We start from the raw sequence: 505 nt of genomic DNA, 5'->3' as shown, positions 1-505 counted from the left end.
CCTGGCCCGCCCCGAGGCCCACGGCGCCTGGAACCGTCCCGGGGTGATGCTCTACGGCAGCGACCCGCTGGAGCGCGCCAACGAGGCGAGCCGCCGGCTCGCGCCGGTGATGACCCTGCGCTCGGCGATCATCGCCGTGCGCGAGCTGCCCGCCGGCGAGCCGGTGGGCTACGGCGGGCGCTGGGTCACCCCGCGGCCGTCGCGCATCGGCGTGGTGGCCTGTGGCTACGGCGACGGCTACGACCGCCACGCCGTGGACGGCACCCCGGTGCTGGTGGCGGGCCGTCGCACCGCCGTGGCCGGCAAGGTCTCCATGGACATGATGACCGTGGATATCACCGATATCCCCGAGGCGGAGATCGGCAGCGAGGTGGTGCTGTGGGGCCGGGCCACCAATGGCGAGGTGCTCGGCGTGGACGAGGTCGCCCGTCACTGCGACACCATCAGCTACACCCTGCTCACCGGGGTGCTGCCCCGGGTGCCGAGGCGGTATCATGGGGAATCG

The 505-nt window shown here is 73.5% G+C and carries 1 protein-coding gene; it reads left to right on the top strand.

The window, feature by feature from the left end:
- Positions 1–46: 46 nt before the first annotated feature.
- Positions 47–505: alanine racemase C-terminal domain-containing protein (locus tag DS839_RS36165; RefSeq protein ID WP_368912156.1), on the top strand; the 459-nt coding region annotated here is incomplete at its 3' end.

This window comes from Taklimakanibacter deserti, assembly GCA_003574785.1.
The sequence above is the reverse complement of the archived record's forward strand: the minus strand, read 5'-3'. Positions and strand labels throughout refer to the sequence as shown.